The sequence below is a fragment of the Neorhizobium sp. NCHU2750 genome (assembly GCF_003597675.1).
In the GTDB taxonomy this organism is placed as follows: domain Bacteria; phylum Pseudomonadota; class Alphaproteobacteria; order Rhizobiales; family Rhizobiaceae; genus Neorhizobium.
Window position 1 is genome coordinate 537,712 of record NZ_CP030827.1, and the last position, 24,910, is coordinate 562,621.

The window sequence follows — 24,910 nt, forward strand, 5'->3', positions numbered from 1 at the left end:
TGATTTGAGCGTAAAATGCCACGATCGCGGGCAATTTTTGCCACATTCGCGGGGCCATATTTGCATCGAAACGAAACACACCGGACCTCGGCAAAGGCCTCTACAATGCGCATGATCATCGCCACCCTGCTCGCAACCGCCAGCATCTTCTCCCCGCTCAACAGCTGGGCGCAGAGTGCCGACGTGGAAGCGACGATCAAGGCCGTTGACACCAAGGCGCTCTGCCTGACGCTCGACGACGGCAAGACCTACAAGGTTTCCGAGGAATTCAACTTCGAAGGCTTGAAGGCCGGCGTCAAGGTTCTGGTGTTCTACACCATGGTCGACGGAAGCCGCCTGGTCGACGATATCGAGATCGTCTGACGCATGTCCCGGCTATTGGGATGGCCGGTGCTGTTTGCGCGAACGCGACGGCCCGTTCAGATCCAGCCTATAGTCCCGGCCTCTGTATCGATGCGTACGATCCGGTCCTGATGGATCGGCATGGTGGAGGCTTCTTCCTCATCGACATTGCCGACGATGCGGAAAAGCGAGCGCACCACCCCGCCATGGCTGACGGCGACCGTCGGTTCCTTCACGGAAGAAAGCCATGCGCCGATCCGCCATGAGAGAATTTCATAGCTTTCTGCCTCCGCACCGGGCGGAATGAAGCTCCATTTGTTTTTGGAGCGCTCGCGCAACCGTTCGGGCTCGACCTTCTTGATCTCGGCCGTCGTATAGCCTTCCCAGTCGCCGAAGGAGAGCTCCTTCAGGCGGTCCTCGGTGCGGTATTCTTCAGGGGGAAGTCCCATCGCCGCGCGCACCCGTTCCATCGTCTCGCGGGTGCGCCCGAGCGGGCTTGCAACGAAATCGAACCCCTCTGCGGGGCCGAGGAGGGCGCCGAGCGCCTCTCCGTTGCTGGTTGCCTGGCCGCGGCCGATCGCATTGATCGGAATATCGCGCTGGCCCTGCAGCCGGCCTTCTGCATTCCAGTCCGTCTGGCCGTGGCGGATCACATAGATGAGCACGGCAAGCCTTCCTGCTTAGTCCTTGATGACGGAAATGTCGGGAGCGTCGACGGCCTTCATGCCGATCGTGTGATACCCGCTATCGGCGTGATGCACTTCGCCGGTCACCGAGCGCGACAGGTCGGACAGCATGTAAAGGCCGACATCACCAACCTCTTCGATGGTCACGGTACGACGCAGCGGCGCGTTATACTCGTTCCACTTGAGGATATAGCGGAAGTCGCCGATGCCGGACGCGGCAAGCGTCTTGATCGGGCCGGCCGAAATCGCGTTGACGCGGATGTTCTTCGGGCCGAGGTCGACGGCGAGATATTTGACGCTCGCTTCGAGTGCTGCCTTGGCAACGCCCATGACGTTGTAGTTCGGCATCACCTTTTCCGCACCGTAATAGGTCAGCGTGAGCATCGAACCGCCATCGGTCATCAGCTTTTCGGCGCGACGGGCAACCGAAGTGAAGGAGAAGACCGAGATCTGCATCGTCTTGGCGAAGTTTTCAGCCGAGGTGTCGACGTAACGGCCGGTCAGCTCGTCCTTGTCGGAAAAGCCGATGGCGTGAACGATGAAGTCGATCTTGCCCCAGTGCTTTTCGATGTTTTCGAAAACCTCGTCGATGGTTGATTCGTCGCTGACGTCGCAGTGACCGGCCATGAAGGCGCCGAGTTCGGCAGCCAGCGGCTCTACCCGCTTCTTCAGGGCGTCGCCCTGGTAGGTGAAGGCCACTTCACCGCCATTGTCGACGATGGCCTTGGCAATGCCCCATGCGATAGAGCGATTGTTCGCGACGCCCATGATAAGCCCGCGCTTGCCTGCCATAAGGCCGGATGCCTGAACCATTGTGTAATCCCTGACACGAAAAAATGAATGCTGCCTATGGCATAGGCCGCATCAGGGTTCAAGCTTCCGACAGATCATCAACTGTTAAGACCGCGTAACAAAGGGTGCGCGGCTGGGGATGACGTCATCCAGCCGTCATCTTTGCTTGGCCCAAACAGTCGACTACAAGTAGAGCCCGTCGCGCATCAGCCGCATCAGGTCGGTCACCTTGGCGTCCGGCGTATCCACCAGCACGATCCGCAGTTCCACCACCAGATCGCCGCGGCCGCCGGCATTGTCATGGAGGCCGAGCCCCTCGATCCTCACGGTCTTGTCGGAACCGGACCAACTGGGGATTTCGACCGTGCGGGGACCGGTCGGGGTCTCGACCCTGGCCTCGCCGCCGAGAACGGCGTCCTGGAGAGAGATCGGCAATATGGTGTGAATGTCGAACCCATGTACCGTGAAACGGTCGTCCTGGGCGGCCTTGAGCGTCACCACCAGGTCGCCCTGCTTCAGGCTCGCAAACTTGGTTCCCTGACTGGCAAGCCGGATCTGCTGCCCGTCTGATGCGCCCCGTTCGAGCGGCACGCGTACCTCGCGATCATCCGGAAGCTTCACCGTGACCGGCCTCAGGGCCAGGAATTCGGCAATGGTGATCCTTGCCTCGACCAGGAGATCAGGCGCCTTTTCCGGAACCGGTGCGGTTCCGCGCCAGCGCTTGACCAGGTTGCTGATCAGGTCGACCGCCATCATCGGCAGTGGCGAGCGGGCTTCCGCCGGGGCCTCGTCCTTGGGCGCAGCCTCGCCGCCCTTCTGCTCTGATGCAGCGTCCGGCTGATCCTTGGCATGGTCCTTGGCGCGCTCGCGCGCTTCCGGGCTGCCGCCGAAAATCCGCTCTATCGTGGCTTCCGGGCTCTCGCCCGGCTTCTTGCCGGCTTGCGGGCCCGCCTGGCCGCTTCCCGTCTGACTGCTTCCCGTCTTGGCAGCGCCGCCCTTGGCCGCCTGGGCCTGCGGCTGCGCCTGGGTCTTGGCCGCCAGCGCGGCCTGTGCCTTCGCCAGTTCCTCCATCACCTTTTCAGCCCTGGCCTTGGCCGCCTTGGCGCGCTCGGCATCCTCGCGCTGCTGCATGATCGTCTGGTGCATGTCGGCCGCACGGTCGTAGCGCTTGCGGCGCTCGGGATCCTTTAGCAGCTCATAGGCCTGCCCCACCTCGGCGAACCGGTCGGTCGCGTTCGGGTCGTCCCGGTTCTGGTCGGGATGGATCGTCTTGGCCTTGGTTCGCCAGGCCGCCTTTATTTCGTCCGCGTCGGCGTTCCGTTTGACGCCGAGAATGGAATAGGGATCGCGCATTGTGAGACCACCGGTTACGCTTCTTGCGGTGGGTACGGCAAAATCGCGCCCCCCCGATACTCGACACAATCACGGGCAACGCAGCGCCATCATGCGCCGCTCGCTGCTCCGATTTTTCTCGGATAGGGAGAGTAGGGGTGCAGTCCTGAATCAGTGGTTACAATCGGCCTGGGCGCCGAAGGCATAGTAAAGAGAGGGTAAATACGGTGTTTGCTTCGGGCACACATTGACGTGACCGCTGACGCCGTGGCGCTGACATGGCAATCCTGCCGGCCGATCAGGCAGGCGGGGTCAGGTGGGCCGGTGAAACGTTTGGGTCAGCCTTGCTTGTCGAAGGCAGTGAGCATCCAGTCGCCGCTGCCTGTCATGCAGGCCTGGCCGGCGAAGACCGCGATTCCCTCGTAGGAATGACGTGTGGTCCTGAAGGCGCGGCAGGTATGGCCCTGATCATTGTCTTCGCGGATCACGGAGACGACGCCGGCGCTGCCGGTGGCGGTATTGGCCCAGGGAAGGGGGGTATCGCCCATCTTGTTGAGATCGGCCGATGTCACGGCGTTGCGCACCGTCGCCTCGTCGGAAATGCTGGTGTCGGACTGCTGCTTGACCGGAATGGTGCCGGTGGAAATCGAGCGGTCCACCTTGTCGGTGCTGCCGAACATGTCGAGGCTGCTCGTGCATCCGCCGAGCGACAGCGCGAAAGTGGCGAGGCAAATTGCAGCGCCGCTCTTGCGGCACCAGCCCTTTGTCATGTCGGTCCACTTTGATATCACTGTCACCCTAATGTCCTGTCCGGTGAATAGTCTCGGGCATGTTCGAGCAGATTGGGAGCATTTAAGTCAATATGTCTTCAAGTGAGTTAACAACAGGTGACTTCACCGAAGAATCCGAGCCCTTCGCCCTCTTCGCCCGGTGGTTGAAGGATGCCGAAGCCTCCGAGCCTAACGATCCGAACGCCGTTGCGGTTGCAACGGTCGATGAACATGGTCTTCCCAATGTGCGGATGGTCCTGCTGAAGGGGTTCGACGAGCACGGTTTCGTCTTCTACACGAATTTCGAAAGCCAGAAAGGCCAGGAAATTCTCGGGCAGAAGAAGGCGGCCATGGTGTTTCACTGGAAATCGCTGCGTCGCCAGGTGCGCCTGCGCGGCCCGGTCGAAGTGGTCAGCGATGCCGAAGCCGATGCATACTACGCCTCGCGCCCGCGCGGCAGCCGCATCGGCGCCTGGGCGTCGAAACAGTCCCGCCCGCTCGAAGGCCGTTTCGCGCTTGAGAAGTCCGTGGCCGAATATACGGCGCGCTATGCCATCGGCGAAATTCCCCGCCCGCCGCACTGGTCCGGCTTCCGCATTCGCCCGACATCGATCGAATTCTGGCACGACCGCCAGTTCCGCCTGCACGACCGCATCGAGTTCCGCCGCGAGGATCCGGCAGGTTCATGGCAGAAGGTGCGCATGTATCCGTAAGCCGTTTCTGCTGAAAAAGCCTATCGTTTCAGTGCGAACGGAAGCCCCGAGGCAAGGGCCGCGACATAGCGGCTCTTCTGGTAATACCCGTTAAGCGAGACGCGCGGCAGGGCGGTCAGCCGGGACAGATCGGCCGCGGTCAGCATTCCCGGTTGTGTCGTCAGCCCGATCACAAAACCGAGATCGGTCGCCGTTTTGAACTCCCGCGGGCCGATCGCGTCACGGCTGCCATAGGGATAGGCGATTGCGGTCGGTCGTTTGCCGGTGAGATTCGCCAGCCATTCGGCCGAGCGGCGCATCTCGTCTTCCGCCTCCTCGGCACTCAGCCGGCAGAGTTTCCTGTGGGTAACGGTATGCGCCCCGAGGGTCACCAGCGGATGTTCGCCAAACCGCTTGAGCTCTTCCGGCCCCATGATCAGTTCGGTGGTCATCGACAGCGGATCGATGCCGTAACCCTTGGCGAATTCGCAGAGCGTTTGCGTGGCCTGCGCCTCGTTGTTGCGCCAGACATAGCTCGAAAACCGGAAGAACGTATCGAGCTGCTGCACCGGATTGCGCAGTTCCAGCACTTCCATGCCTCGGCCGAAATCGAAGCGGACCTGCTTTTCCTGTCGCAGAAGCCGGCCGATGATTTCCCACCAGAGCGGCTGGCTATGTTCCGAAAGCCCCTGTGCGATGAACACGGTGAAGGGCACGCCGTGCTTTTCGAAGACGGGCAGCGCGTGGTCGGCATTGTTCCGGTAGCCGTCATCGAGCGTGAAGGCGGCGAAGGGCCGCTCCGTCGGTCTGGCGAGCCGCTCGGGCACATCCGACAGCGCCACGAAATCGTAGCCGAGCGATTTCAATTCGCGGATCGCGGTATCGAGGAATTCCGGGGTCACTTCCAGATGCCGGTTCGGCCCGATGATCGAGGCCGATTCCGGCCGTACGTGATGCATGGTGAAGATGACGCCGGCCCCGCGCGCGGTCTTCATAAACCCTGCGCGGGTCGCGATGGCGGACGCCTCCAGCCCGGCGCCGATCAGCCAGCGCTTCAGGTTGCGACGCCAGATCGCTTTCGCTCGTTCCTTCATTGTTTCGATAGTCACCCCTGCCTGTCGATACCCAAGGGTAACGCGGGCCGGGTTAAGCCTTGTTGAACATCACGCCGATCAGGGGTTGTTCACGGCCGCAGGCCATCGAGCAGCGGCATGCCGACGATGGCGGCGGCCCCGATCAAAGTGAAGCAGATCCGCCGGAATGTCGTCTCGCTGGCAAGCCCGAACATGTGCGAGCCGAGCGTCAGGCCGATGCCATAAGCCGGTCCGGCGATGATCGCGATCAGCAGCACTTCGAGCGTCAGGATGCCGGTGACGATGTAGGATGTCGCCGAAAGCACCGTGCCGAGCGCGAAATAGAGAACGAGATTGGCGCGCACCGTGCCGCGCTCGATCGCGCCACCCAGCCAGTAGGCGACGATCGGCGGCCCCGACATCTGGGCCGCCCCGCCGAACAGGCCCGCAAGCGCGCCGACGCAGACGGTCAGCCATGTCTTCGGCCGGCCGTGATAGCGCCATCCGGACATCAGGAAGAGGAGCAGGCAAAGCACGACAAGCGAAATGATCCACCGCAGCGTGATCGACGGCAGAAGCGAAAGCACCGCCGTTCCCGCCGGCACGCCGACGACGGCGCCTGCCAGCATGGTGAAAACCTCGCGCCGGTTCGCCCTGCGCCATCCTTCCGGCACCATGCCGAGCGTCATCACCCCGTCGATGACGAGAAGCAGCGCCGAGGCGATGGCAGGGCTCGTCACCGCACTGGCGAGCGGCACGAAGATCAACGCGCCGCCGAAGCCGGAAAATCCACGTGCAAGCCCGGCGATCACTGCTGCGCAGAACACGAAGACGAGTTCGCCGATCGAGTGGCCTGGAAGCCAGGTGGCGAGAAAGGCGGAGATCGGATCGGGGGATGTCATGGGACTGCAGTCTGCGGGGTGAGGGGCGGTGCCGCAGGTGGCAATCTTTTGGTGTGGGAGTCAAGCGGCGTCGCGGGTCTCAGCAGGGATAACGTATGCGAATAAGACCCCTCCCAACCATGCCGGGGTTGAGCCACGGGTCTCAACCCGTCCTTCGGACCCCCACAAGGGGGAGGGCTTAACCCAGCCGCTCCGCCGAGGCCTGACTGAGGCCGGCGGGTGCCACGGGTCTTCTCCCCCCTTGTGGGGGAGATGGCCGGCAGGCCAGAGGGGGACTTTGGTCGCCGGAGTTGTTGTCGGTACATTTCGACCTGTCGCTGAAGAGTGAAAACCTTCGATCAGCCTCTCAAACCGCCCGTCTATAGAATTTCGTATCCACCGCCATCCGCGGAAAGCTTTCCGGCAGGTCGTCGGCCGGGATCTCGCTAAACCCGTTCTTTTCATAGAACCGGTGGGCGGCGAGAAATTTGGCGGTCGTGCCGAGCAGGATCGTCTTCAGTCCCGCATCGGCCGCATGAACAAACAGCGCGTCGAGCAGCCGGGCGGCGACGCCGAATTCCCTGCCACGCACCTCTGCCGCAACGAACATCTTGCGCAGTGCCGCCTCGTCATGGCCGATATCCTTCAGCGAAATCGTGCCGACGATCGCGCCGTCCTTTTCCGCCACCCAGAACCCACCCCTGGCGCTCTGGTAGAAGTCGGGGATCGACGCGAGATCCGGTTGGTCGGCAGCCGTGATCGCGACGCCGAACTCCTCCTGCTGGATCGGCAGGATGACGCCGAAAATGCCCTCTTCGTCGCCGGGCACGAACGAGCGGATGACGATGTCGCTCATCTGACTTACGCCTTCGTGCCGCCGACGGTGACCTGGTCCATCCTCAGATGCGGCTGGCCGACGCCGACAGGCACCCACTGGCCCGCCTTGCCGCAATTGCCGATGCCGGTATCGAGCTTCATGTCATTGCCGACCATCGACACGCGCTTCATCGCATCCGGCCCGTTGCCGATCAGCATGGCGCCCTTGATTGCCGGGCCGACTTTGCCGTTCTCGATCAGATAGGCCTCGGTGCAGCCGAACACGAACTTGCCCGAGGTGATATCCACCTGGCCGCCGCCGAAAGAGACGGCATAGATGCCCTTCTTCACCGAAGAGATGATCTCTTCCGGCGTCTTCGTCCCGCCGAGCATGTAGGTATTGGTCATCCGCGGCATCGGCACCGACGAATAGCCCTGGCGGCGGCCGTTGCCGGTCGGCTTCATGCCCATCAGCCGGGCATTCTGCCGGTCCTGCATGTAGCCGACGAGACGGCCGTTCTCGATCAACACGTTATAGGCCGAAGGCGTGCCCTCGTCGTCGACGGTGATCGAACCGCGGCGGTTGTCGATCGTCCCGTCATCGACGACGGTGACGCCGGGAGCAGCGACCATTTCGCCGAGAAGGCCGGCAAAGGCCGAGGTTTTCTTGCGGTTGAAATCGCCTTCCAGCCCATGGCCGACCGCTTCATGCAGCATCACGCCCGGCCAGCCGGAGGAGAGCACCACATCCATCGTACCCGCCGGCGCCTCGATCGCCTCGAGATTGACCAGCGCCTGGCGCAGCGCCTCGTCGGCGCCCGTCTTCCAGTTGCCGTCGGCGATGAAATCACCGAAGCCGATCCGCCCGCCGGTGCCGAATGTGCCGCTTTCCTGCCGGTCGCCTTCGCCGACGATGACGGAAATGTTGAGCCGCGTCATCGGGCGGATGTCCTGCACCCGGTGGCCGTCGGCGCGCAGGATGTCGACCACCTGCCAGCTTGCGGCGATCGACACCGTCACCTGCCGTACTTTCGGGTCCTTGTCGCGCAGATAGGCGTCCACCTCGGCAAGCAGCTTGGCCTTGGCCTCGAAGCTCGGTTGGCCGATCGGGTTCTCGTCGCCGTAATATTTCTTGTTGGTCCCCTGAGGGGCGGCCGCATAGGAGCCGGAATAGCCGGCGGTCACCGCACGTACGGCATCGGAGGCGCGCTGCAATGCGGCGGCGCTGAGGTCGCCCGCATGCGCATATCCGACCGCTTCGCCCGCAACCGCGCGCAGGCCAAAACCCTGGTCGGTATTGAACGAGCCGCCCTTCAGGCGTCCGTTGTCGAAGGTCAGCGATTCCGCCTGCGCATGCTCGACATAGAGTTCCCCGTCATCGGCGCCGGCAAGCGCTTGCGCCACGATGGCGCGCAGCTTTTCCTCGTCGCTGTCGAACAGGCTCAAGAGATCGGTGTTCATGAAAAGGCTCCTTGCCCACAGGCGGATGAAGGGCGGCCGTTTGCCCAAGCCTGGATATGTTGAAAACCGATGTAGGTCCGCAGCCGGGTCGGCGCAAGCCTGTCTTGTGTCGGTTATGCCCGTGGCGGCGTCGGCGCGGGGCCGAGGATCGGGTCGTGCATGTTCTCCTGCTTCGGCCGCGCCCGCAGATAGGCCTTGACCGGTTCCGGCATGGTTGCGCTGGGCAGCGTGGAAAATTCATTGTCCTCGGTGAAGATCATGAAGGCGCTCGGGCGCTCCCACACCTCGGTCACGTCGCTCCAGGCAATCTTCGCGCCGCCGAGCTCGGAGACGATGTCGATGCCGCCCGCATCGATGGTCATGTCGGCCTTCGGATCTGCCAGGCTCTTGTAACGGTTGAACGTGCCGTTCCAGCGGTTGCGCCAGACGACGGCCACGAAGATGAACGGGATCACGCCGAGAATGAGCGCGACGCCCGCCATCAGGGCGCTCTCGCCGGTCGCGAAGAGAACGATGGCAAACACCACCATCAGCCCGGAGATGATCCACATCATCTTCTGGTCGACCACGGTGCGACGCCAGACGAAGGTCTTTATCGCATCCCGAACCATGTCGTCGTTATAGCGGGCGGTGAAGTGGTGGCGGCCCTTGAGGTCCATTATCCTGTCGTCTTTCTGATGCGCGGCGTTGATCAGGGAAGCGCGTCGTAGCCTTCGCCGAAGCCGTTGAGTTCGACCGGAATGCCGACCCTGTCCTGATCGGAGGATTCACGCAGCGCGAACACGGCATTCTTGCCGGCCCTCAGAATGCGCATCAACTCGTCGTCGATATCCACTTCCACATAGCAGCCCTCGGAGAAGCAGCGGGTGAAATAGGCACGTCCGATATTGTTGTTGTCGACGTAAAGCTCCATGCCGTCCTTCAGAAGCACGCCGAGCGGCGCCAGGATGCGCAGGATGCGCGCCTTGCGGTCGGCCGTCTTCAGGACGACGACGGAAAGACCGACTTCCGGCCGGTCCTCGGCAATCACGTTCTGCATCAGCGCGCATTGCTCGGCATTGGCACCGGCAGGCTTGTCGCAGATCACCGACCAGGCGCCGTGGGTCTCCTTGATATTGCCGGGCTGCTGGGCCGAAGGCGACGGGCCGGGTTCGGCGCCGGGCGTCGGGGCGGGCGCCTGCAGTGCCGGTCCTTTCGGGGCAGCACCCGTCGCTGGCGCCTTCGGGGCAGCCTGCGGCACAGGCTGGGCCAAGGCCGGGGATACCGCGCCAAGCGCGAGGAAGGCGATCAGGCTTGCGCCGATGAGGGAGGGACGACCCATGGAGACCTCTGGTAAGAATCACTGGCGGCTATTGTTGTCGCCCGCCGGGCGAATGGAAAGCCTTGCCGACTTTTTGAGCGGAGTACGGCGAAAGTAGGACCCTGTTCAAGTCACAAGACGGGGTAGGACCTTAAAATCTGGTGGAATTTGCCCGGCGAAAAGGCTTATCCTCAGGTTTGAGGACGACTCTCTGGAGGGGGAGGACGTTCTTGGGAGGAAAAGGGTGCGCAACCGCAAGTCGGCACGCCTGTTTGATGCGCAAAATGCCGCAGGGGCATTTGTCGCAAGGCGTTGCGGATATAAGCAAACTGTGGTTGAACCCAACATACAGCTTGGAGAATGCGTAAGATTTGATCTGGATCACACGCATGGGGAGAAAGTTGGTGATGAACAGGGCTTATGCAGTGATGATGTCTATCATCTGTCGGCTCGCGGCCCCGCTTGCGGGGCTGGTGGGCGTTTCGGTCGCAGCGTCGGCAGCTTGGGCCGACCAGCCGCATGCCTGGCAGCTTGACCTTCAGGCGCCGGCAACCGAGATCATGCACCAGATCCGCTGGTTCGAGCACTACACGCTCTGGTTTATCGTTCCCGTCACGCTTTTCGTGCTGGCGCTGTTGATCGTCGTGGCGGTGAAATTCCGCGCGGCGCGCAATCCGAACCCGTCGCGGGTGAGCCACAATGCGATCATCGAGGTGGTCTGGACCTTGGCGCCGGTGCTGATCCTGTTTCTGCTCGCCATCCCGTCCTTCAATCTCCTGAACGCTCAGCTCGAGATCCCCAAGACCGACATGACGGTCAAGGCCACCGCCACCCAATGGCAGTGGAACTATGAATATGAGGGCTCGGGCAAGGGGGACAACGCGCAGCCGGTCGCCTTCGACAGCTATCTGTTGAAGGATCAGGACCGCGCCGCCGCCGGCAAGGAAGACAGGGCGGTCTATCCCCGCCTTCTCGCCGTCGACAACGAGATGGTCATCCCGGTCGGCAAGACCGTACGCCTTCTCGTGACCTCGGCTCCGACCGACGTGATCCATGCCTTCGCCATGCCCGCCTTCGGCGTCAAGATCGACGCCGTGCCGGGCCGGCTCAATGAAACCTGGTTCCGCGCCGAGCGCGAGGGCCTTTATTACGGACAGTGTTCCGAGCTCTGTGGCAAGGACCACGCCTTCATGCCGATCGCCATCCGGGTCGTCCCGCAAGAAAAATACGATGCTTGGCTCACCGCCGCGGCCAATGACCTGCCGGGTGCCTACAAGGCGCTTCTCGCCTCCACCGACAGCAACATCGCCGACGACCTGCGTGTCGCGGCAAACGACGTCAAGTAAGGGGAGGCGAGGACAATGGCTGACATGACCAACGACGATCATTCCCACGCCCGCGACACCCACGGTTCGGGGCATGGCGATGCCCATGCCCATGGGGATCATCACCACAAGCCGGGCTTTGCCGCCCGCTGGCTGTTTTCCACCAACCATAAAGATATCGGCACGCTCTACCTGATCTTCGCGATCATGGCCGGAGTCGTCGGCGGCCTCCTGTCGGTTGCCATGCGCATGGAGCTGCAGGAACCCGGCATCCAGATCTTCCACGGCCTGGCAGCCATGGTCTATGGTTTCGAGGGCGATGCCGCCATCGATGGCGGCAAGCACATGTTCAACGTGTTCACCACCGCCCACGCGCTGATCATGATCTTCTTCATGGTCATGCCGGCCATGATCGGCGGTTTTGCCAACTGGATGGTGCCGATCATGATCGGCGCCCCCGACATGGCTTTCCCGCGCCTGAACAACATTTCCTTCTGGCTGATCGTCCCGGCCTTCTTCCTGCTGATCCTGTCGATGTTCGTCGAAGGCCCGGCCGGTGCCTATGGCGTGGGCGGCGGCTGGACCATGTATCCGCCGCTGTCGACCACCGGCCAGCCGGGGCCGGCGGTGGATCTGGCGATCTTCTCGCTGCATATCGCCGGCGCCTCGTCGATCCTGGGCGCGATCAACTTCATCACCACCATCCTCAACATGCGCGCACCGGGCATGACGCTGCACAAGATGCCGCTGTTTGCCTGGTCGGTTCTGGTGACGGCCTTCCTTCTGCTCCTGTCGCTGCCGGTTCTTGCAGGTGCGATCACCATGGCGCTGACCGACCGCAATTTCGGCACCACCTTCTTCTCGCCAGAAGGCGGCGGTGACCCGATCCTCTACCAGCACCTGTTCTGGTTCTTCGGCCACCCGGAAGTCTATATCCTCATCCTGCCCGGCTTCGGCATCATCAGCCACATCGTCTCGACCTTCTCGAAAAAGCCGATCTTCGGCTATCTCGGCATGGCCTATGCGATGGTGGCGATCGGTGCCGTCGGCTTCGTCGTCTGGGCGCACCATATGTATACGGTCGGCCTGTCGCTCGATGCGCAGCGCTATTTCGTCTTCGCCACCATGGTCATCGCGGTGCCGACCGGCATCAAGATCTTTTCCTGGATCGCCACCATGTGGGGCGGCTCGATCACCTTCGCGACGCCGATGATCTGGGCAATCGGCTTCATCTTCCTGTTCACCGTCGGTGGCGTCACCGGCGTGCAGCTTGCCAATGCCGGCCTAGACCGTTCGCTGCACGACACCTATTACGTGGTCGCCCACTTCCACTACGTTCTGTCGCTCGGCGCCGTCTTCGCCATCTTTGCCGCCTGGTATTACTGGTTCCCGAAGATGTTCGGCTACATGTATAACGAGAAGATCGGCAAGCTGCACTTCTGGGTCATGTTCGTCGGCGTCAATCTGGTGTTCTTCCCGCAGCACTTCCTCGGCCTCGCCGGCATGCCGCGCCGCTACATCGATTACCCCGATGCCTTTGCCGGATGGAATTACGTGTCCTCAATCGGCTCCTATATATCATTCGTAGGTGTACTCATCTTCCTGTTTGGCGTATGGGAGGCCTTCGCCAAGAAGCGGGTTGCCGGTGATAACCCCTGGGGCGAAGGTGCGACGACGCTGGAATGGCAATTGTCGTCACCTCCGCCCTATCACCAGTGGGAACAGCTTCCCCGCATCAAATGAGAATTTGGCCGAGTGTCTGGGAGGAGCCCGGCATGTCGTCAGGATTTAAGTTGAAATGACCGTCATCGACTCGACCAGCGTGCTTGGCAACGAGGAAGGAAAACTCCTCTCCGAGGCGGATGCGCGCGACTATTTTGCGCTCTTAAAGCCGCGGGTCATGTCGCTGGTGGTCTTCACCGCGCTGGTCGGCCTGATTCTGGCACCGGGCCATATCAATCCGGCGCTGGCGATCATCTCGATCCTCTGTATCGCAGTCGGCGCCGGCGCATCCGGCGCGCTCAATATGTGGTACGACGCCGATATCGATGCGGTGATGACCCGCACCGCCAAGCGTCCCATCCCTGCCGGCCGGGTGGAGCCGCGCGAGGCGCTCGCCTTCGGCGTGACGCTGTCTGCCTTCTCGGTCGTTATCCTCGGCCTTGCGGTCAACTGGTTCGCCGCCGGCCTGCTCGCCTTCACCATCTTCTTCTATGCCGTCATCTACACGATGTGGCTGAAGCGCTCGACGCCGCAGAACATCGTCATCGGCGGTGCCGCCGGCGCTTTCCCGCCCATGCTCGGCTGGGCCTGCGTCACCGGCGACGTGTCACTGAACAGCACCATCCTGTTCATGATCACCTTCCTCTGGACCCCGCCTCATTTCTGGGCGCTGGCCCTGTTCAAGATGCGCGATTACGGTTCGGTCGGCGTGCCGATGATGCCGAATGTCGTCGGCGAACGCTCCACCAAGCGGCAGATGTTCCTCTATACGCTGCTGATGGCCGCCATCACCGTAGCGCCGACCTTTACCGGTCTGGCGAGCATCGGCTACGGCATCTTTGCCGCCGTCCTCAATGCCGTCTTCATCTACTATTCCATCCTCGTCCTTCGCATGCCCGATGGTGACGAGAAGATGGTGCCGGCCAAGAAGATGTTCTTCTATTCGATCTTCTATCTCTTCGCGATCTTCTCGGGCCTGCTGTTCGATCATGTCGCTGCCGATCTCGCCCACATCGTCGGGGGGCTCATGTGATCGACACGATCAAGCTCAGCGAGGCACAGAAGAAGTCGCGGCGAAACCGCAATGTCGCGCTCGGCCTTGTTCTCGCAGGGCTTTGCGTCCTTTTCTACGTGATCACGCTGGTCAAGGTGGGCGGGTTCTGGAACTAGGATTTTGCATATAGACTGACAATTTCAGCCGGATGGAGCTTGGGGAGGAGCGACATGGCAGGCGAGGTTCGAAGCGGCAATGACGGGCAGGGCGCACCTTCTCCGGTAAGGCGCGTCAGCAATGCCTCGATCTTCCTTGGCTGTGCGGTCTTCGTCGCCGGCATGGTCGGCGCGGCCTATGCTTCGGTGCCGCTCTACCGTCTCTTCTGTCAGGTCACCGGCTATAACGGCACCACCCAGCGCGTCGAGCAATATTCCACCAGAGTGCTGAACCGCACCATTGACGTCACTTTCGACGCCAACATATCGAGCGGGCTGAACTGGGATTTCCGCCCGGCCAGATCGGTCGAGCCGAAGATCGGCGAGACGGTGCAGGTGGAATTTACCGCCACCAACCATTCGCCGACCGCGACCACCGGCCAGGCGGTCTTCAACGTCACGCCCATGGAAGCCGGCGCCTATTTCAACAAGGTGCAATGTTTCTGCTTCACCGAGCAGACGCTGCAGCCGGGCCAGACCGTCTCCATGCCCGTCGTCTTCTATGTCGATCCGGAGATCGTCAAGGCGGAAGAGACGAAGAACATCAAGACCATCACGCTCTCCTATTCCTTCTATCCGAGCGAGCCGGCAAGGCCGGTGGCTGCGGCAAAGGCAGGGCAGGGAGCTGACGGCAAGCTTTGAGAGGCGCGTGCCGGAAGGGTTCCGGGACGTGGAGGAGAGGCATTCATCGGGGAGTTCGACATGGCAGACGCGCATCAGAAGAATCACGACTACCACATCATCGATCCGAGCCCCTGGCCGATCCTGGCGGCGATCGGCGCCTTCGTCATCACCTTCGGTGGCGTCGGCTACATGCGCTACATCAAGGGCAGCGAGTTCCACATATTCGGCCTCAACCTTGCAACGCCCTGGCTGTTCTTCATTGGTCTCGCCATCATCGTCTATGTAATGATCGGCTGGTGGACCGATACGGTCAAGGAAGGCCATGCGGGCCACCACACCCGTGTCGTGTCGCTGCATCTGCGCTACGGCATGATCATGTTCATCGCCTCGGAAGTGATGTTCTTCGTCGCCTGGTTCTGGGCCTTTTTCGATGCGAGCCTGTACCCCTCGGAAGCCATTCAGGCCGCCCGCGTTGCAGCAGTCGGCGGGCAATGGCCGCCCAAGGGCATCGAGGTCCTCGATCCCTGGCACCTGCCGCTCTACAATACCGTGATCCTGCTACTGTCGGGCACATGCGTGACCTGGGCGCACCACGCGCTGCTGCACAACGACCGCAAGGGACTGGTGACCGGCCTGTCGCTGACGGTCGCGTTGGGCGTCCTCTTCACTTCGGTCCAGGCCTATGAATACGCCCATGCTCCCTTCGAGTTCGCCAACTCGATCTATGGTGCCACCTTCTTCATGGCCACCGGCTTCCATGGCTTCCATGTGCTGATCGGCACCATCTTCCTCTTGGTCTGTCTGATCCGCGCCATCAATGGCGGCTTCACCCCCGAACGCCATTTCGGCTTCGAGGCCGCCGCCTGGTACTGGCATTTCGTCGATGTGGTCTGGCTCTTCCTCTTCTTCTCCATCTATATCTGGGGTGGCTGGGGCGCACCGCTGGCGCATATGTGATGGTAGACACCATGAATACATGGTAGGCGGACGCGCTCACGTGCCTGCCTTTGTCGTTTGTGATCGACCGCTGGGCCGCGGTGAAATGGAGAGTGCCCGCCCATGCGATGGATTGCCCTCGCGCTGACGATCTTCTGGTCTGCCGGCCTGGCTTTGGCTCAGCCGGTCGCTACCCGGGTTCTAGTGCTGAAAAGCGAGCGAAGGATGGAGATTCTGAGCGGCGGTACCATCGTCAAGACCTATCCGATCGCACTCGGTGGCTCGCCGGTAGGGCATAAAGAAAAGGAAGGTGACGGCCGTACTCCAGAGGGCAACTATGTTCTCGACTGGCGAAATGCCAGAAGCGGCTATCATCTCTCCATGCACGTGTCCTATCCCGGTCCGTCAGATACCGCACGCGCACGCGCTGCCGGGGAGGATCCGGGTGGCATGATCATGATCCACGGCCAGCGGAACTATTTCGGGTGGCTCGGCTCGCTGACCCAGTGGTTCGATTGGACCGATGGCTGTATTGCTGTGACCAATCCGGAAATGGATGAGATATGGGCGCTTGTCCCGGATGGGACGCCGATCGAGATCCGGCCATGAGCGCGTCAATGCAGTCGGCCCGCGGACGTGGAGCGCGGATTGTGACGGCGCTGCTCGTCCTTGCCGCTCTCGCCATCCTCCTCTCCCTCGGCACCTGGCAGGTGGAGCGTCTGCACTGGAAGGAAGGTCTGCTGGCCGATATTGCTGAGCGCCGTGCCGCAGCCCCGGTACCGCTATCGGAGATTGAGCGGAAAGCCGCGGCGGGCGACGACATCGAATATCGTCGAGTGACTCTCTCCGGCACCTTCGACCACGCGAAGGAACGGCATTTCTTCGCCACCTTCGAGGGGCAGACCGGGTTTTACGTCTATACGCCGCTGGCGCTGTCCGATGGACGCGTGGCCTTCGTCAATCGCGGCTTCGTGCCCTACGAGATGAAGGATGCGGCCACCCGACCAGCAGGCGAAGTGACGGGCGAGCAGACGATCACCGGCTATGCCCGCGCAAGACTGCCCGGCAAGCCTTCCATGCTGGTGCCGGATAACGACCTGAAGAAGAACATCTTCTACTGGAAGGATCTCGATGCGATGGTGACAAGCGACGGTCTCGATCCGTCCCGTGTCCTGCCCTTCTTCGTCGATGCCGATGCTAGGTTGAAAAATCCCGGTGGCTGGCCAAGGGGCGGCGTCACCCAGTTCGATCTTCCCAACAATCATCTGCAATATGCCATCACCTGGTATGGGCTGGCCTTGGCACTTGTGGCGGTCGTCTCTGGCATGTGGTGGCGGGGGCGCAGGCCGGGCACGGCACACGGATAACGACATTTTCTGTTGGCGCCTTCATGCCCGCTCGCCTATATGAGGCTCAGGACATCTTAACGACAGCGGACACGGAATGAATATCCAGGTCACCAAACCGGCTCTCACGATCAGGCTTTGCGGCCCGCGCGGCTTCTGTGCCGGCGTTGACCGGGCGATCCAGATCGTCGTGCTGGCGTTGAAACAATATGGTGCGCCGGTCTATGTCCGCCACGAGATCGTCCATAACCGCTACGTCGTGGAAGGCCTGGAAGCCAAGGGCGCCGTCTTCGTCGAGGAGTTGAACGAGATTCCCGCGGAACATCGCGAGCAGCCGGTCGTCTTCTCCGCCCATGGCGTGCCGAAATCGGTGCCGGAAGATGCGCAGGCGCGCAACCTCTTCTATCTCGATGCGACCTGCCCGCTGGTCTCCAAGGTCCACAAGCAGGCCATGCGCCACCAGCGCCTCGGCCGCCATGTGGTGCTGATCGGCCATGCCGGCCATCCGGAAGTCATCGGCACGATGGGACAATTGCCGGAAGGCACGGTATCGCTGGTCGATACGATCGCCGATGCCGAAGCCTATATGCCGGAAGATCCCGACAATCTCGGCTACGTGACGCAGACGACGCTCTCGGTCGACGATACGGCGGGCGTCATCGCCAAGCTGCAGGAGCGTTTCCCGAACCTTCAGGCACCGGCCGCCGACAGCATCTGCTACGCCACCACCAATCGCCAGGAAGCGGTCAAGGAAGCGGCCCCCGGCTGCGATCTCTTCATCGTCGTCGGCGCGCCCAACTCGTCCAATTCCAAGCGCCTTGTCGAAGTGGCGCTGAGGGCTGGCGCCAAGCGCTCGCTTCTGGTGCAGCGCGCTTCCGAACTGAACTGGGACGAGATCGGCACTATCCGCACACTTGGCCTTTCCGCCGGTGCCTCCGCGCCGGAGGTGATCGTCGACGAGATCATCGAGGCCTTCAAGCAGCGCTTCGCAGCCGAGATCGAACTGGCGATCACCGCCGAAGAGACGGAAAACTTCCTCGTCAACCGCGAGCTTCGCTCCGTGCCGCTGACCGTCGAGGACATGGCCTGGGTCAATGGGCGACGCCCGGTCGGCGTAGCCGACGAAACGATCCAGTGAATCGTTTCGAGGGAGGAGCGCCCGGAGCGTAAGCGCAGGGCCGGCGTCGGTTGCAACACGCGCCGAGGCAATAAAGCCTCTAGCGAATAAGTGCCGCCGCACATCCATTATGCGGGACATTCTCCTTCCCACAAGATGCCCCACAAGGCAGATGGGGTTACACTCCCGCCAGATGATTCTGTCCTTCTCTCGACTGTGAGACCGCCTTGGCCGTTTATACCGATATCACCGAAACCGACCTCAAGCGCTTCCTTGCCGAATATGATGTCGGCGAGCTGACCTCCTACAAGGGGATCGCCGAAGGCGTCGAGAACACCAATTTCCTGCTGCACACGACCAGGGACCCGCTGATCCTGACGCTCTATGAGAAGCGGGTGGAAAAGTCGGACCTGCCGTTCTTCCTCGGTCTGATGCAGCATCTTTCCGAACGCGGCCTGTCCTGCCCGCTGCCTCTGCCGCGCCGCGATGGCGAATTGCTCGGCGAGCTTTCCGGCCGCCCCGCCGCATTGATTTCCTTCCTCGAAGGCATGTGGCTGAGAAAGCCCGAGGCACGCCATTGCCGCGAAGTGGGCAAGGCGCTCGCCGAAATGCACCTCGCCGGCGAGGGATTTGGCATCCCCCGGCCGAATGCCCTGTCGCTCGAAGGCTGGAAGCTCCTGTGGAAGAAGTCCGCCGACCGTGCCGACGAGGTCGAGACCGGCCTCGAAGACGAAGTGTCCGCCGATCTGGCCTTCCTCGAAGCCCATTGGCCGAAGAACCTGCCGGCCGGCGTCATTCATGCCGATCTCTTCCAGGACAATGTCTTCTTCCTCGGCGACGATCTGTCGGGCCTGATCGACTTCTATTTCGCCTGCAACGATCTCTATGCCTATGACGTCGCGATCTGCCTCAATGCCTGGTGCTTCGAGAAGGATGTCTCCTACAATGTCACCAAGGGCTCGGCTCTGCTGGAAGGTTATTGCTCCGTTCGCCCGTTGACGGATGCCGAGCGTGATGCGCTTCCCGTCCTCTCACGCGGCGCCGCCCTGCGCTTCTTCCTCACCCGTCTTTATGACTGGCTGACCACGCCGGAAGGTGCGCTTGTGGTCAAGAAGGACCCGCTCGAATACTTGAAGCGGGTGCGTTTCCACCGCCAGATTACGCACGCCAGCGAATATGCACCGTCGATCATGGAGGCTGCACCATGAAGCAGGTCGAGATCTTTACCGATGGTGCCTGCTCCGGCAATCCGGGCCCAGGTGGCTGGGGTGCCATCCTGCGCTACGGCGATACCACCAAGGAGCTCAACGGCGGCGAGGCGGAAACCACCAATAACCGCATGGAGCTGCTCGCGGCCATTACCGCGCTCAACGCACTGAAGTCCCCCTGCGAAGTCGATCTTCACACAGACAGCAAATACGTCATGGACGGCATTTCGAAATGGATCTTCGGCTGGAAGAAGAACGGCTGGAAGACCGCCGACAAGAAGCCGGTCAAGAATGGCGAGCTTTGGCAGCAGCTCGATGCCGCAAACCAGCGCCACAAGGTCAAATGGCACTGGGTCAAGGGCCATGCCGGCCATCCGGAAAACGAACGGGCCGATGAACTCGCCCGTCTCGGCATGGCGCCGTTCAAGAAGCCCAATCTGGGGCGTTCCCTTCTGGTAAAATAGGCGCGATCAACAGATCGCTGATCGCGCCATATCGTCTGGAGGTTTAGTGACGGCGCGGGCCGTGACCGAAACCGCCGCGATGCGGGGCAAAGCGCGGGCCACCGTGGTGGTGATGGCCGCCGGACATAGCGGCTCCGCCAATCACACCGGCCGCAAGGCCGAGAACGCCAAGCGCAATCGCCGCATCGGCAGCCGAATTATCGTCATCCACGCGACCGACCAGCTGGTCGTCGCTGCGGCGACGGATCGGCGGCAGCGGCTTCGGCCGGGAGGCGAGCCAGCTCGGATATACGGTGGCCGAATCGTTGCGCAACCGGGCAAGCTGGTCATAGGAAAGATAGCCGCTCACCGGCGCCGAAATCACCGTCTGCCACTGCGAGATGGCGGTGCGGCTGCGCGGGCCCATCACGCCGTCCGTGCCTCCGGTATTGAAGCCGAGCGATGTCAGTCGGCCCTGGACTTCGCGTCGCGTGGTCACATCCGAAAGCATCACCGCTTCCTCGGCCGGCGTGCCGACGGTGAATTCCGGCTCTTCCGGCGCGGGCGGGGCGCTTTCCTGCTGCGGTGCCTGACCTGCCTGCTGCGTGTCCATCTTGTCGTCGGCGGTGGAAAGCTTGACGATCCGCGCCTGTGCGATAGAGGCGAACTTGCCGGTCGGATAGGCCGTCAGATAGCCCTGATATTCCTCGACCGTGTTGCCGGCGGCTGCCGCCTGCCAGACGGCAAATTCCTGCTGCCACGGGTCCTGCGCACCGGCCTGGGGGGCAACGGGGGCAACGGCTGCCGGCGCAACCACCACCGGTGCAACGGCAACCGGCGCGACTGCGACCGGGGCGGCTGGTGCGACCTGCGCGGCTGGGGCAGCAGCGACAGGGGCCGATGCTGCCGGAGCAGCAGGGGCTGCTGCTGGCGGCGTCGCAGCTGCGGGAGCGGCCTCCTGCGCCAGTACCGGCCCGGCTGCGATCGATGCGCTCACGACGCTGGCAATCAGAAGCCTCGCATAATGTTTGGTTGTCATGTCATGGACCTTCTTGTGTGTGCCCGACTGTCTTGATGTGGCCGATGCCGGCGACGTGGGGCGATCTGGATGGGACGCGAATGCTGGAAGAGAGAAAGAATGAAGCGCTGGCTCAGTCGCCGATGGCGGTATAGTAGCCGTTGAGATTGCGGCCGCAGGCCTTGGCCGGAATGCCGTTGAGATAGATGCCGCCGTCCGGCGTCGATACCACGAACACTTTCATGTCTGCCTTCATGGTGCCTGCTAGCCCGTTGGGCGTATCCTGCAATGTGCCGCTGACGGTGCAGGTCTTCTTGGAATAGTCGAGCCGATCGGCAACGATGACGGACACGGTCGTGCGGTTGGTGATCTCCACCGCACATTGGACGGCACCGTCGCAGCTGCCGCCGTAGTCTCCCGAAAGATCACGGGCCTGCGCGATGGCCGGGGCCATCAGGGCAGTAAGGGCAAGTAATTTTAAATAAGGCAATCTCGGTCTCTTTGGCTATTATGATGACACCGTGATGCCTCAATTCGCCCTAATCCTGCCTTAATTCATTTGGTAAATGCAAGCTAAAATAATCAGCCGGCATGCGATTTACTTGCAGAAATACTTTCTAAACTGGACGAATTCGGCGTTATTGGTGCGATATGGGCCGGTTTCGCCTCGGTTTTTGCGTCCACCGAAACAATCGCACATCGGCGAGAAATATGGCGGAGGTTGCACTTCGAGCCCCAGTTATTATTGTGCCGCAAGGCAGAAAACCGAGGTTTGAATTTCAATGATCCTTCATTGCGTCTTCGTCCGTTTCAAATCCGCGCTGCAGGCGGCGGAAAAGCAGGAACTCTACGAGGCCATTGCCGGCCTGAAGACCGTCGTTCCGGGTATTCTCGATCTCAAGGCAGGCCCGAATGTGTCGGCTGAAGGTCTGAACGGCGGCTTTCTCGACGGTTTCATCGTCACGTTTGAAAGCCCGGAGGCACGCGATGCCTATATCGCCGCGCCCGGCCATATCGCCGTCGCCGAACGCATCGTCGCGGCGGCCGAAGGTGGCCTGTCAGGCCTGATCGTCTACGATCTCGCGGCCTGACATGTCGTCCCCACTCCCGTGACATGCAGGGGAGTGGGGAAAAGGTTCAAAGCTGTTGAAGCTTCAAAGCTGTTGAAGCATCGCGTCGGCGGCCGAAACGGTGGCCTGGCCGGGGCTTTCCTCGATATTGAGCGATTTCACCACGCCGTTCTCGACCAGCATCGAGTAACGCTTGGAGCGCAGGCCGAGACCGCCGGCGGACAGATCGATGTCGAGGCCGACGGCTTTGGTGAAGGCGCCATCCCAATCGGCGAGGAAATGGATCTTGCCCATCGCGCCCGATTGCTGGGCCCAGGCGCCCATCACGTGCCAGTCGTTGACGGCAACCACCGCGATGTCGTCGACACCCTTGGCGAGAAGCGCATCCCGGTTTTCGATATAGCCCGGCAGGTGGTTCAGCGTGCAGGTTGGCGTAAACGCGCCCGGCACGGCAAACAGCACGACCTTCTTGTTGGCGAAAAGCTCGCCCGTGGTGATTTCCACCGGGCCATCCGCCGTTTTTTCCTTGAACTTTGCCTCGGGAAGCGTGTCGCCCACTGCAATCGTCATTCTCGTCTCTCCCACCATCGCAATCGCCCACGCGATTGCCTGCCCGGCACTATAGGGGTGACAGATGACAAGACAAGGATATCTGCATGCCGCGCAAAAGTGTGACGCGGTTTTGCGGTGAACGGCATGCGCAGCAAAGCTATGCCGCGCAAAAGTGTGAAGCGGTTTTGCGGGCTGACGACAGGTCGATGGGGCAGGTGGCTTCACTCGAAGGCGAGCGATGTCTCCATCGATCGCGCTCCGGCGACCACGAGAATACCCCAGCGCTTGCCCTTCATGTCGTAGCCCTTGGGAAGGTCGCCGACCGGCATGTCGATCTGGTAGCTGTCGCCGTCGCGCTCGCCCGCAGCATCGCCGAACAGCACATGGCCATCCGGCCCGGTGACGATCACCTGGGGCTTCTTCGTTGCATTCTGCGGCAGCCGCAGCCGAAGCCGCAACGTGTCGCCATCCGCCGAGACCGAGTAATGGGTGACGGCGAAATCGTCCGACGGGGCTTCCGGCAGCTTGGCCTCCGCATCGTTGATGATCATCGCCTCGGCAAATGACGTGCCGGCATCGGCCCTCAGCGACAGCGAGAAATCCGCCTGGAAGGGAATGCAGATATTGCGGCAAAGCCCGATGAACGCGGAAGCTGTCAATGTCGCCGGCTTGCTGAGGTCGTTCACCTTGAGTTCGAAGGGAAAGGTCACCGGCCCGCCATAGCCCACGTCGCGAACCGGTCCGTTGTCGATGCGGCGCGGCGTCGGATAGGACATGCGCGTCAGGCTGACCCCGGCCGTGTCGGCAAACTCGATATGCGGGGGAATACCGGCATCGCCCGGTTCCTTCCAATAGGTGATCCAGCCGGCCTTCGGCTCGATCTGCAATGCCCCGCGCACCACGCCGCGATTATCGGGCGTCAGCGCGACGATCCGCATCCGCCCGCCCTCGTTATTCGCCCAGTCGCTCGTTTCCGCCCGCGCAGCATGGCCATGCGTAAGAAAGGCGGTCATCAGCAGCGTGACGGAAGTCAGGTGGCGCAGGGCAGGGGCGATCGATGTCATGCAACGGGATTTAGCCCAGGCTGAAATGGCTGGCCACCCATCTGGGGTGAAATACGATCATTTTCGCTTGAATGCATTTTCGGTTGAATGATGGAGGGGACTGCTCCATCTTGACTAAAGATCGTCCGCGGCGGCGCCCCTGGGCACCCCTTGGAGCGCGTCCCTTTGGGTACCTGCGCGGACCGGGCTCAACAGCACTGGAGGCACGATGGGATTCACGGCACTGAGAGACAAGCGCGAACGCGGCTTTCTGGACGGCCAGTTCCTGATCGCCATGCCCGGCGTCCAGGATGGCAATTTTGCGCGTACCGTTGTCTATATCTGCGCCCATTCTCCCGCCGGTGCCATGGGCTTCATCATCAACCGACTGCAGGACCTGTCGTTTACCGACGTGGTCGACCATCTGAAACTGCTTGAGGGCGAGCATCGCGAGGTCATTCCCGATAGCGCCCGGCATTTTCCCGTGCTTTACGGTGGCCCGGTCGAGCCCGGTCGCGGTTTCGTGCTGCATTCGGACGACTTTTCCTGCGACTCCTCCATTCCCGTCAGCGACGAGATATCGCTGACCGCGACCCTCGATATCCTGCGGGCGATTGCCAGGGGAGAAGGCCCGGCGCGCGCCACGATGCTGCTCGGCTATGCCGGCTGGGGCGCCGGGCAACTGGAGGCGGAAATGGGCAATAACGGCTGGCTGAATTGCCCGCCGCAGGATGACCTGATCTTCGACCCGATGGTCGATACGAAATATGAGCGCGCCCTCGCCACTATGGGGGTCACGCCGGAAATGCTGTCCACCGAGGCGGGCCACGCCTGAAGTTTTTCGGGAACGATACTGCTTCGGCACCGTTCTATACCTGCAGGACGCAAGCAAAGCGTTTCAAGGTATAAAGGAGAACGAGTATGGGTAGCACCAGCGACAAGATGGCCGGCAAGGGCAATGAAATCGCAGGCAAGGTCAAGCAGGCTGCAGGCGATATGACCGATAACCCCAAGCTCAAGGCCAAGGGCAACGCCCAGGAAGCCAAGGGTCATGCCCAGCAGGCAAAGGGTAAGATCAAGGAAGCCGGCAAGGAATTCGTCGACCGCCTCTGAGGTCGCGAATGATGGCCTGGCGTGAGCGTCGGGCCTGGA

Annotated in this window: 30 protein-coding genes; 16 read left to right on the top strand and 14 right to left on the bottom strand. The window is 61.9% G+C overall.

Annotated features, from left to right (window positions below; genetic code table 11):
- Nucleotides 1–105 precede the first annotated feature (105 nt).
- On the top strand, nt 106–363 hold the full coding sequence (locus NCHU2750_RS02535; RefSeq protein ID WP_119939015.1) for a DUF1344 domain-containing protein: 258 nt from the start codon (nt 106–108) through the stop codon (nt 361–363).
- A 56-nt stretch (nt 364–419) separates the two neighbouring features.
- On the opposite strand, the gene NCHU2750_RS02540 is transcribed toward NCHU2750_RS02535, so the two are convergent.
- The 4 genes from NCHU2750_RS02540 to NCHU2750_RS02555 all read right to left on the bottom strand — a co-directional run bounded on the left by NCHU2750_RS02540 (nt 420) and on the right by NCHU2750_RS02555 (nt 3,949).
- The gene (locus NCHU2750_RS02540) at nt 420–1,007 is read right to left on the bottom strand and encodes a histidine phosphatase family protein (RefSeq protein WP_119939016.1); all 588 of its coding nucleotides are present in this window, start codon (nt 1,005–1,007) and stop codon (nt 420–422) included.
- A 15-nt stretch (nt 1,008–1,022) separates the two neighbouring features.
- Nucleotides 1,023–1,841 (bottom strand): enoyl-ACP reductase FabI, encoded by an 819-nt coding sequence (gene fabI, locus NCHU2750_RS02545; protein ID WP_119939017.1) that lies wholly within the window; start codon nt 1,839–1,841, stop codon nt 1,023–1,025.
- A 162-nt stretch (nt 1,842–2,003) separates the two neighbouring features.
- Nucleotides 2,004–3,173 carry a DnaJ C-terminal domain-containing protein gene (locus NCHU2750_RS02550; RefSeq protein WP_119939018.1) on the bottom strand — a complete coding sequence of 390 codons (1,170 nt, stop codon included), beginning with the start codon at nt 3,171–3,173 and terminating at the stop codon, nt 2,004–2,006.
- A 317-nt stretch (nt 3,174–3,490) separates the two neighbouring features.
- Nucleotides 3,491–3,949 carry an RT0821/Lpp0805 family surface protein gene (locus tag NCHU2750_RS02555; RefSeq protein WP_119939019.1) on the bottom strand — a complete coding sequence of 153 codons (459 nt, stop codon included), beginning with the start codon at nt 3,947–3,949 and terminating at the stop codon, nt 3,491–3,493.
- 65 nt (nt 3,950–4,014) lie between these two features.
- Between NCHU2750_RS02555 and pdxH the strand changes: the two genes are divergently transcribed.
- Nucleotides 4,015–4,635 carry a pyridoxamine 5'-phosphate oxidase gene (gene pdxH, locus NCHU2750_RS02560; RefSeq protein ID WP_119939020.1) on the top strand — a complete coding sequence of 207 codons (621 nt, stop codon included), beginning with the start codon at nt 4,015–4,017 and terminating at the stop codon, nt 4,633–4,635.
- 20 nt (nt 4,636–4,655) lie between these two features.
- Here the strand turns inward: pdxH and NCHU2750_RS02565 are convergent, their stop codons facing one another.
- The 6 genes from NCHU2750_RS02565 to NCHU2750_RS02590 form a co-directional block, all read right to left on the bottom strand.
- Nucleotides 4,656–5,708 (bottom strand): polysaccharide deacetylase family protein, encoded by a 1,053-nt coding sequence (locus NCHU2750_RS02565; RefSeq protein ID WP_119939021.1) that lies wholly within the window; start codon nt 5,706–5,708, stop codon nt 4,656–4,658.
- 89 nt (nt 5,709–5,797) lie between these two features.
- On the bottom strand, nt 5,798–6,589 hold the full coding sequence (locus tag NCHU2750_RS02570; protein WP_119939022.1) for a sulfite exporter TauE/SafE family protein: 792 nt from the start codon (nt 6,587–6,589) through the stop codon (nt 5,798–5,800).
- Nucleotides 6,590–6,935: 346 nt separating this feature from the next.
- Nucleotides 6,936–7,424 carry a GNAT family N-acetyltransferase gene (locus NCHU2750_RS02575; RefSeq protein WP_119939023.1) on the bottom strand — a complete coding sequence of 163 codons (489 nt, stop codon included), beginning with the start codon at nt 7,422–7,424 and terminating at the stop codon, nt 6,936–6,938.
- A gap of 5 nt (nt 7,425–7,429) precedes the next feature.
- The gene (gene tldD, locus NCHU2750_RS02580) at nt 7,430–8,845 is read right to left on the bottom strand and encodes a metalloprotease TldD (RefSeq protein WP_119939024.1); all 1,416 of its coding nucleotides are present in this window, start codon (nt 8,843–8,845) and stop codon (nt 7,430–7,432) included.
- 113 nt (nt 8,846–8,958) lie between these two features.
- Nucleotides 8,959–9,504, bottom strand: a complete 546-nt coding sequence (locus NCHU2750_RS02585) for a YcxB family protein (protein WP_119939025.1) — start codon at nt 9,502–9,504, stop codon at nt 8,959–8,961.
- Between the two features lie 32 nt (nt 9,505–9,536).
- Entirely contained in the window at nt 9,537–10,166 is a 630-nt protein-coding gene (locus NCHU2750_RS02590; RefSeq protein ID WP_119939026.1) for an invasion associated locus B family protein, read from the bottom strand.
- A 386-nt stretch (nt 10,167–10,552) separates the two neighbouring features.
- Here NCHU2750_RS02590 and coxB point away from each other — a divergent pair, with 386 nt between their 5' ends.
- The 11 genes from coxB to rnhA all read left to right on the top strand — a co-directional run bounded on the left by coxB (nt 10,553) and on the right by rnhA (nt 20,096).
- Complete coding sequence (coxB, locus tag NCHU2750_RS02595; protein ID WP_119939027.1) at nt 10,553–11,491, top strand: cytochrome c oxidase subunit II; 939 nt, start codon at nt 10,553–10,555, stop codon at nt 11,489–11,491.
- Nucleotides 11,492–11,506: 15 nt separating this feature from the next.
- Nucleotides 11,507–13,213, top strand: coding sequence for a cytochrome c oxidase subunit I (gene ctaD / locus NCHU2750_RS02600; RefSeq protein WP_119939028.1), 1,707 nt, complete (start codon nt 11,507–11,509; stop codon nt 13,211–13,213).
- Between the two features lie 55 nt (nt 13,214–13,268).
- Nucleotides 13,269–14,225, top strand: coding sequence for a heme o synthase (gene cyoE / locus NCHU2750_RS02605; protein WP_119939029.1), 957 nt, complete (start codon nt 13,269–13,271; stop codon nt 14,223–14,225).
- Nucleotides 14,225–14,362, top strand: coding sequence for a cytochrome c oxidase system small membrane protein (locus tag NCHU2750_RS30295; RefSeq protein WP_092998476.1), 138 nt, complete (start codon nt 14,225–14,227; stop codon nt 14,360–14,362). Before cyoE ends, NCHU2750_RS30295 begins: the two co-directional genes overlap by 1 nt.
- Before the next feature lie 54 nt (nt 14,363–14,416).
- Entirely contained in the window at nt 14,417–15,043 is a 627-nt protein-coding gene (locus NCHU2750_RS02610; protein WP_119939030.1) for a cytochrome c oxidase assembly protein, read from the top strand.
- Nucleotides 15,044–15,103: 60 nt separating this feature from the next.
- A complete protein-coding gene (locus NCHU2750_RS02615; RefSeq protein ID WP_119939031.1) occupies nt 15,104–15,982 on the top strand; it encodes a cytochrome c oxidase subunit 3 in 879 nt (292 codons plus the stop codon).
- Between the two features lie 102 nt (nt 15,983–16,084).
- Nucleotides 16,085–16,570 carry a L,D-transpeptidase family protein gene (locus NCHU2750_RS02620; RefSeq protein ID WP_119939032.1) on the top strand — a complete coding sequence of 162 codons (486 nt, stop codon included), beginning with the start codon at nt 16,085–16,087 and terminating at the stop codon, nt 16,568–16,570.
- Nucleotides 16,567–17,328, top strand: a complete 762-nt coding sequence (locus NCHU2750_RS02625; RefSeq protein ID WP_119939033.1) for an SURF1 family protein — start codon at nt 16,567–16,569, stop codon at nt 17,326–17,328. Before NCHU2750_RS02620 ends, NCHU2750_RS02625 begins: the two co-directional genes overlap by 4 nt.
- 76 nt (nt 17,329–17,404) lie before the next feature.
- Complete coding sequence (gene ispH, locus NCHU2750_RS02630) at nt 17,405–18,445, top strand: 4-hydroxy-3-methylbut-2-enyl diphosphate reductase (RefSeq protein ID WP_119939034.1); 1,041 nt, start codon at nt 17,405–17,407, stop codon at nt 18,443–18,445.
- A 206-nt stretch (nt 18,446–18,651) separates the two neighbouring features.
- Nucleotides 18,652–19,632: a homoserine kinase gene (locus NCHU2750_RS02635; protein WP_119939035.1), complete on the top strand. Its 981-nt coding sequence runs from the start codon at nt 18,652–18,654 to the stop codon at nt 19,630–19,632.
- Nucleotides 19,629–20,096, top strand: a complete 468-nt coding sequence (gene rnhA / locus NCHU2750_RS02640) for a ribonuclease HI (RefSeq protein ID WP_119939036.1) — start codon at nt 19,629–19,631, stop codon at nt 20,094–20,096. Before NCHU2750_RS02635 ends, rnhA begins: the two co-directional genes overlap by 4 nt.
- Nucleotides 20,097–20,139: 43 nt before the next feature.
- Here the strand turns inward: rnhA and NCHU2750_RS30300 are convergent, their stop codons facing one another.
- Entirely contained in the window at nt 20,140–21,114 is a 975-nt protein-coding gene (locus tag NCHU2750_RS30300) for a peptidoglycan-binding domain-containing protein (RefSeq protein ID WP_162939454.1), read from the bottom strand.
- Between the two features lie 112 nt (nt 21,115–21,226).
- The gene (locus tag NCHU2750_RS02655) at nt 21,227–21,583 is read right to left on the bottom strand and encodes an HAD family hydrolase (RefSeq protein ID WP_162939455.1); all 357 of its coding nucleotides are present in this window, start codon (nt 21,581–21,583) and stop codon (nt 21,227–21,229) included.
- A 292-nt stretch (nt 21,584–21,875) separates the two neighbouring features.
- On the opposite strand from NCHU2750_RS02655, the gene NCHU2750_RS02660 reads away from it, so the two are divergent.
- A complete protein-coding gene (locus tag NCHU2750_RS02660) occupies nt 21,876–22,184 on the top strand; it encodes a Dabb family protein (RefSeq protein WP_119939039.1) in 309 nt (102 codons plus the stop codon).
- Nucleotides 22,185–22,247: 63 nt separating this feature from the next.
- Here NCHU2750_RS02660 and NCHU2750_RS02665 read toward each other — a convergent pair whose 3' ends face one another.
- Both NCHU2750_RS02665 and NCHU2750_RS02670 read right to left on the bottom strand, forming a co-directional pair.
- Nucleotides 22,248–22,733, bottom strand: coding sequence for a peroxiredoxin (locus tag NCHU2750_RS02665; protein WP_119939040.1), 486 nt, complete (start codon nt 22,731–22,733; stop codon nt 22,248–22,250).
- Nucleotides 22,734–22,936: 203 nt separating this feature from the next.
- Nucleotides 22,937–23,779, bottom strand: coding sequence for a protein-disulfide reductase DsbD domain-containing protein (locus tag NCHU2750_RS02670; RefSeq protein ID WP_119939041.1), 843 nt, complete (start codon nt 23,777–23,779; stop codon nt 22,937–22,939).
- Nucleotides 23,780–23,987: 208 nt separating this feature from the next.
- Between NCHU2750_RS02670 and NCHU2750_RS02675 the strand changes: the two genes are divergently transcribed.
- On the top strand, nt 23,988–24,593 hold the full coding sequence (locus NCHU2750_RS02675) for a YqgE/AlgH family protein (RefSeq protein ID WP_119939042.1): 606 nt from the start codon (nt 23,988–23,990) through the stop codon (nt 24,591–24,593).
- Nucleotides 24,594–24,679: 86 nt separating this feature from the next.
- Nucleotides 24,680–24,871: a CsbD family protein gene (locus NCHU2750_RS02680; RefSeq protein ID WP_119939043.1), complete on the top strand. Its 192-nt coding sequence runs from the start codon at nt 24,680–24,682 to the stop codon at nt 24,869–24,871.
- The last annotated feature ends 39 nt before the right edge of the window (nt 24,872–24,910 follow it).

What these genes read in the sequence shown, in the direction of transcription:
- NCHU2750_RS02665 (WP_119939040.1), bottom strand. Translation starts at nt 22,733, where the DNA reads ATGACGATTGCAGTGGGCGACACGCTTCCCGAGGCAAAGTTCAAGGAA.
- rnhA (WP_119939036.1), top strand. Translation starts at nt 19,629, where the DNA reads ATGAAGCAGGTCGAGATCTTTACCGATGGTGCCTGCTCCGGCAATCCG.
- NCHU2750_RS02550 (WP_119939018.1), bottom strand. Translation starts at nt 3,173, where the DNA reads ATGCGCGATCCCTATTCCATTCTCGGCGTCAAACGGAACGCCGACGCG.
- NCHU2750_RS02590 (WP_119939026.1), bottom strand. Translation starts at nt 10,166, where the DNA reads ATGGGTCGTCCCTCCCTCATCGGCGCAAGCCTGATCGCCTTCCTCGCG.
- NCHU2750_RS02680 (WP_119939043.1), top strand. Translation starts at nt 24,680, where the DNA reads ATGGGTAGCACCAGCGACAAGATGGCCGGCAAGGGCAATGAAATCGCA.
- ispH (WP_119939034.1), top strand. Translation starts at nt 17,405, where the DNA reads ATGAATATCCAGGTCACCAAACCGGCTCTCACGATCAGGCTTTGCGGC.
- NCHU2750_RS02575 (WP_119939023.1), bottom strand. Translation starts at nt 7,424, where the DNA reads ATGAGCGACATCGTCATCCGCTCGTTCGTGCCCGGCGACGAAGAGGGC.
- NCHU2750_RS02585 (WP_119939025.1), bottom strand. Translation starts at nt 9,504, where the DNA reads ATGGACCTCAAGGGCCGCCACCACTTCACCGCCCGCTATAACGACGAC.
- NCHU2750_RS02675 (WP_119939042.1), top strand. Translation starts at nt 23,988, where the DNA reads ATGGGATTCACGGCACTGAGAGACAAGCGCGAACGCGGCTTTCTGGAC.
- fabI (WP_119939017.1), bottom strand. Translation starts at nt 1,841, where the DNA reads ATGGTTCAGGCATCCGGCCTTATGGCAGGCAAGCGCGGGCTTATCATG.
- NCHU2750_RS02610 (WP_119939030.1), top strand. Translation starts at nt 14,417, where the DNA reads ATGGCAGGCGAGGTTCGAAGCGGCAATGACGGGCAGGGCGCACCTTCT.
- NCHU2750_RS02620 (WP_119939032.1), top strand. Translation starts at nt 16,085, where the DNA reads ATGCGATGGATTGCCCTCGCGCTGACGATCTTCTGGTCTGCCGGCCTG.
- NCHU2750_RS02535 (WP_119939015.1), top strand. Translation starts at nt 106, where the DNA reads ATGCGCATGATCATCGCCACCCTGCTCGCAACCGCCAGCATCTTCTCC.
- NCHU2750_RS02615 (WP_119939031.1), top strand. Translation starts at nt 15,104, where the DNA reads ATGGCAGACGCGCATCAGAAGAATCACGACTACCACATCATCGATCCG.
- cyoE (WP_119939029.1), top strand. Translation starts at nt 13,269, where the DNA reads ATGACCGTCATCGACTCGACCAGCGTGCTTGGCAACGAGGAAGGAAAA.
- NCHU2750_RS02660 (WP_119939039.1), top strand. Translation starts at nt 21,876, where the DNA reads ATGATCCTTCATTGCGTCTTCGTCCGTTTCAAATCCGCGCTGCAGGCG.
- pdxH (WP_119939020.1), top strand. Translation starts at nt 4,015, where the DNA reads ATGTCTTCAAGTGAGTTAACAACAGGTGACTTCACCGAAGAATCCGAG.
- NCHU2750_RS02570 (WP_119939022.1), bottom strand. Translation starts at nt 6,589, where the DNA reads ATGACATCCCCCGATCCGATCTCCGCCTTTCTCGCCACCTGGCTTCCA.
- NCHU2750_RS02625 (WP_119939033.1), top strand. Translation starts at nt 16,567, where the DNA reads ATGAGCGCGTCAATGCAGTCGGCCCGCGGACGTGGAGCGCGGATTGTG.
- coxB (WP_119939027.1), top strand. Translation starts at nt 10,553, where the DNA reads ATGAACAGGGCTTATGCAGTGATGATGTCTATCATCTGTCGGCTCGCG.
- NCHU2750_RS02670 (WP_119939041.1), bottom strand. Translation starts at nt 23,779, where the DNA reads ATGACATCGATCGCCCCTGCCCTGCGCCACCTGACTTCCGTCACGCTG.
- NCHU2750_RS30300 (WP_162939454.1), bottom strand. Translation starts at nt 21,114, where the DNA reads ATGACAACCAAACATTATGCGAGGCTTCTGATTGCCAGCGTCGTGAGC.
- tldD (WP_119939024.1), bottom strand. Translation starts at nt 8,845, where the DNA reads ATGAACACCGATCTCTTGAGCCTGTTCGACAGCGACGAGGAAAAGCTG.
- ctaD (WP_119939028.1), top strand. Translation starts at nt 11,507, where the DNA reads ATGGCTGACATGACCAACGACGATCATTCCCACGCCCGCGACACCCAC.
- NCHU2750_RS02565 (WP_119939021.1), bottom strand. Translation starts at nt 5,708, where the DNA reads ATGAAGGAACGAGCGAAAGCGATCTGGCGTCGCAACCTGAAGCGCTGG.